The 4,349-nt window shown below is 63.5% G+C and carries 4 protein-coding genes; 1 reads left to right on the top strand and 3 read right to left on the bottom strand.

From position 1 onward, the window contains the following. The 3 genes from RUW20_RS21685 to RUW20_RS12475 all read right to left on the bottom strand — a co-directional run. On the bottom strand, positions 1-149 hold a 149-nt coding region (locus RUW20_RS21685; RefSeq protein ID WP_409559355.1), incomplete at its 3' end, for a DUF1850 domain-containing protein. Next, on the bottom strand, positions 149-2,182 hold the full coding sequence (locus RUW20_RS12480) for a TRAP transporter permease (RefSeq protein ID WP_313952558.1): 2,034 nt from the start codon (positions 2,180-2,182) through the stop codon (positions 149-151). The genes RUW20_RS12480 and RUW20_RS21685, both read right to left, overlap by 1 nt. A gap of 100 nt (positions 2,183-2,282) precedes the next feature. Then, positions 2,283-3,233, bottom strand: a complete 951-nt coding sequence (locus RUW20_RS12475) for a TAXI family TRAP transporter solute-binding subunit (RefSeq protein WP_313952557.1) — start codon at positions 3,231-3,233, stop codon at positions 2,283-2,285. A 403-nt stretch (positions 3,234-3,636) separates the two neighbouring features. Here RUW20_RS12475 and RUW20_RS12470 point away from each other — a divergent pair. After that, the coding region (locus RUW20_RS12470) for a protein phosphatase 2C domain-containing protein (RefSeq protein WP_313952556.1) at positions 3,637-4,349 on the top strand (713 nt) is incomplete at its 3' end.

Here is a 4,349-nt window from a genome sequence, read left to right as displayed (position 1 = left end):
ACCCGCACTGATTCCAGCACCAGCCCGTTGTTGCGCACGATCCAGTCCTCCTCCCAGCGGATTTTCTCGATCGAGTGCGTCCACGCCAGCGTAAACGAACTTGTGGCGAGCAGTGCGCTCGCCGCTGCGCTCGCCAGGCACAGCGCCATCAGCTTATCACCGGTGCGAGCCGGCGCGAGCGCCAAAGGTGCCAGCCGAGGACGACTGCCGCCAGGCCGAATCCTGCCTCGTCGGTGGCCGGCAGCGCGACGACCAGCAGCGAGGCCGCGACGAAGGCCAGCAGGCGCTCGATCCAGTTCATCGGCGTGCGGAAATAGCCCACTACGGTCGTCCCCCAGAGGGTGACCGCCAGCAGGGCCTTGAACACCACATAGGCGGTGGCATCCAGACCTTTGTCACCCTGCAGCATCAGTTCCGGCGCATAGACGGCCATGTAGGGTACGACAAAGCCGGCGATGGCGATCTGCACCGCGCGGACGCCGATCTTCAGGCCGGACTCCTTGGCGATCGGTGCCGCCGCGAATGCTGCCAGTGCGACCGGCGGCGTCAGGTCGGCCATGATTCCGAAATAGAAGACGAACATGTGCGAAATGATCAGCGGGACGCCAAGGTCGAGCAGTGCCGGCGCGGCGATCGAACTGGTGATGATGTAGTTGGGAATCGTCGGGATTCCCATGCCGAGCACCAGGCAGGTCAGCATGGTCAGCAGCAGCGACAGGAACAGGCTGTTTTCTCCAACCTGGATGATGTAGCCGGCAAAGGTGGTCGCGCTGCCAGTCAGGGTCAGCGAGCCGATGATGACGCCGACCAGCGCACAAGCCACCCCTACCGGCAGCGCATGTAGCGCTCCATCGGCCAGCGCCTGCACCGCCAGGCGCAGCGTCGCGCGGCCATCCTGGCGCGGCGCAATCAGCACTGCCAGGGTGGCAATGACGGCGATCACCGCCATGATACCCAGCGACGCGAAGGCGGAACATGCCAGGCCCAGCGCGATCCAGAACAGCACGCGCAGCGAGGTGCCGTTCAAGGCGCGGCTGAACGAAGCGCCGAAGATCAGCACCACCGTCAGCGCGAGACCGACCATGCCCGAGAACATCGGTGTGAAGCCGGCAAACAGCAGATAGACCAGGCTGGCCAGTGGCAGCAGCAAGTACCAGCGCTTGCGTAGCGCTACCCAGGGGTCTGGACATTCCGCCTTGGGCATGCCGTGCAGGCCGGCGCGGCCTGCTTCGAGGTGCACCATCCAGAAGACGGTGAAGAAATAGAGCATCGCCGGGATGGCCGCTGCTTTGGCGATCTCGACATACGGCACGTTGATCGTCTCGGCCATGATGAAGGCCACGGCCCCCATCACCGGTGGCATGATCTGCCCCCCCATCGAGCTGGTTGCCTCGACCGCGCCGGCGAAGTCGGCGCGGTAACCGAACTTCTTCATCAACGGGATGGTGAACTGGCCGGTGGTCACCACGTTGGCCACGCCGGAGCCGTTGATGGTGCCCATCAGCCCCGACGACACCACCGCAACCTTGGCCGGTCCGCCCTTGGTGTGGCCGACCGTGCCGAGCGCAAAATCGGTGAACAGCTGAATCATCCCGGCCTGCTCGAGGAACGCTCCGAACAGGATAAAGAGAAAGATATAGCTGGAAGAAACATAAACCGGCGTGCCGTAGATGCCTTCGGTGCCGAAGGCGAGTTGCCCAACGATCTGGTCCAGCCCGTAGCCACGATGCTGCAGCACGCCCGGCAGGTATTCACCGAACATCGCGTAGCCGAGAAAGAAGAGGCAGATCAGCGGCAAGGCAAAGCCCATGATTCGCCGCGCCGCTTCGAATACCAGCGCCAGCGTGACGATGCCGACGACCATGTCCGCGTCGCTCATCTCGCCAGCGCGTTGCACTAGTTCGGCTTCGAATACCCAGTGGTACATGCCCAGCGCAAAGGCGCCAAAACCCACCGCTTTGCTCAGCAGGCTGGTGCCAGCTTGCGCACCGCCGCGCCAGGGGTGAATGAGGAAGGTCAACAGCAGCAGGAAACCGACGTGTACCGCCCGCACCACCGTACTGGACAGCGGGCTGAAGGCAGCGGTAACCAGCTGAAACACGGAAAAGAGGATGGCGACGTAGAAGACGACGCGCAGCACGCCACCACCTTCGGCGGCGGGCGCGGAAACGGAACTGCTCATGAGGACCTCCGGGACAGACTGGCGACGGCGAAATCCGGCGGGCGAACACCTGGCCGGCGCGGCCAGCGGGCCGCACCGGCCGGCGACGCAAAGGTCGTGCTTATTTGAGCAGGCCGCGTTCGCGGTAGAACTTCTCGGCGCCTGGATGAAGCGGAATAGGCAGGCCGGCGGTGGCGTCTTCGAGCTTGATCTGACGTGCCGCGGAGTGGGCGTTACCCAGGCGCGGCAGGTTGTCGTAGATCCCTTTGGTCATCAGGTAGACCTCCTCGGTGGAGACCTTGCTGTGCGTCACCAGCAGGTTGTTGATGGCCGCGGTGGCGACGGCGGCGGTCTGGCCATCGTAGGTGCTGGCAGGAATTGTCGCGGCGCGGTAGGCGGCGTCGCCGACCTTGGCCACGACGTCGGCCGGAATCGGCACAAAGTTCACCTTCACTGCCGCAGAAAGGTCGCGCAGTGCGGCAACGCCAAGACCGGCGGACTGCAGTGTGACGTCGATCTGCCGGTTCTTCATCAGTTCAACGGATTCCCCGAACGGCAGGTACTCGACCTTGGCGAAGTCGCTGTACGACAGCCCGGCGGCCTTGAGGATGGCACGGGCGTTGATCTCGGTACCGGAACGTGGCGCACCCACTGAAATGCGCTTGCCCTTGAGGTCGGCCAGCGTCTTGATGTTGGCGTCGGCCAGGGCAACGATCTGGAGGTAGTTGGGATAGATCGAGGCGACGGCGCGCAGCTTGTCGAGGGGCTTGCTGAAGCCGGCATCGGCATCGCCCTTCCAGGCATCCGAGACCGCATCGGCCAGCGAGAAGCCGATTTCCCCGCGTCCCGCCTGCAGCAGGTTGAGGTTCTCGGCCGACGCCTTGGTGGACTGCACCTGGACTTTCGAGTCGGGGATGACTTCACCGTAGATTTGCGACAAGGTTACGCCAAGCGGGTAGTACACCCCGCTCGTGCCGCCGGTCAGCACGTTGACGAAGGTGGCGGCGGACGCCGCGGTCGTGATCGCTGCAAAAAGAGCGCCAACGGCGCACTTGCGGACAAAAGCTTTCATCGAGTGTCTCCAATATAGGGTTTTGGTTTGTCGACCCCTCAGGGTCGTCGAGTGTTGAGCAAACACCATGCCATCCTGTCTGGCCGCGAAAAGAATACGCAACTATTGGATTTATCACGGTTCGCAAAAGGTGTCGGAAAATGCGTCGGATGTTTTCGGCGGAATTCCGGAACCGTTGTGCGATTCTATTCCGAAAGTTCAGAACGGTTGCTCTCCGAACCACGTCGCTGCGCTTCTGGCAGCGAGGCCGCAATGGACGACACGAAGCGGGCACCACCGATGGCACAATGCTGCTTGCCCAGGATAGATAGCTATCCTCCCGTCGCAGGAGCCGTCGAGTCGATGTTCAGAGCCAAGCCAGATCAAGGTCAGTCGATGCTTTTCGCCCCTGGGGAGTGCGTAAGTGCGCGATAGCGCCGCGCCTGCGGCTTACCGGATCGAGGCCTGCATGGCCAGTGATATCGGCTGCGTGCGCAGCAACAATGAGGATGCCGTCGCTTTCGTGTGTCCGGATGACCCGGATCTGCGCATGCGTTTTGGTGTGCTGGCGGTAGTCGCCGACGGGATGGGCGGTTGCCGGGGTGGAGAGGTGGCGAGCGCACTGGCAGTGAACACCATTCGCCGTTGCTATTTCATGACCCCGGCCGACCAGAGCCGCCAGCGGACCCTGGAACTGGCGATGAGCGAAGCGAACAGCGCCATATTTCGTACCGCGCAGGCGGACAGGTCACTCGCGGGGATGGGGACGACGGCGACGGTCCTGCTTGTGGTGGGCGCGTGCGCACTGCTTGCCCATGTCGGTGACAGTCGCTTGTACCATTGCACCGGCGGTCGCTGCACCCAGCTGACCGAGGATCAGACACTGGTCGCGCAGCTGGTGAAGGATGGCCAGATCAGCGCTGCCCAAGCCCGTCATCATCCGCTGCGCAGCGTGTTGCTGCGCTCGCTGGGAACACAACGGGGCCTGCGCGTCGATGCGCGCCGCCTTCCGGCTCCGGAAATCGGCGACCACTTCGTGCTTTCCTCCGACGGTCTGCACCAAGCGGTCGAGTCAACAGACATTGCCGCGATCGTCGCGTCGCTCGAACCCGAAGCAGCCTGTCAGCGGCTGATCGC

This window comes from Accumulibacter sp. (assembly GCF_032229525.1).
Lineage (GTDB): Bacteria > Pseudomonadota > Gammaproteobacteria > Burkholderiales > Rhodocyclaceae > Accumulibacter.
This window is presented reverse-complemented; position numbering and strand designations above follow the sequence as displayed.

Coding starts and splice junctions, on each gene's coding strand:
- RUW20_RS12480 (WP_313952558.1), bottom strand. CDS start 2,182: ATGAGCAGTTCCGTTTCCGCGCCCGCCGCCGAAGGTGGTGGCGTGCTG.
- RUW20_RS12475 (WP_313952557.1), bottom strand. CDS start 3,233: ATGAAAGCTTTTGTCCGCAAGTGCGCCGTTGGCGCTCTTTTTGCAGCG.